Source organism: Lunatimonas salinarum, from assembly GCF_017811155.1.
GTDB lineage: Bacteria > Bacteroidota > Bacteroidia > Cytophagales > Cyclobacteriaceae > Lunatimonas > Lunatimonas salinarum.
The window spans coordinates 1-220 of sequence record NZ_JACVCV010000158.1; the positions used below are offsets into that span (position 1 = coordinate 1).

A 220-nucleotide genomic window follows, 5' to 3' on the forward strand; every position below is an offset into this window, starting at 1 on the left:
GTAAAAACCTGCTTTTTCTCGAAGACCGCCTCACCTATTTGGGCATTGAAAAACTCCCAGCTGTCAGCACGCTCAGTGATGCCAACATCAACCGGGACAGTAAGGTGTTTGAATCGATTTATCTTCAACTTCTGCATTACTACAAGGACGAGCTGAACCCTGTTGAACCCGCATTATGCATTAGAATAATTGAATGGAGGACTCAGATTTTGAATTTGGG

General features: G+C 43.6%; 1 pseudogene. It reads left to right on the forward strand.

The features are described from left to right. Window positions 1–220 (forward strand): annotated as a pseudogene (locus IAQ59_RS22260) (hypothetical protein); the annotation flags it as partial.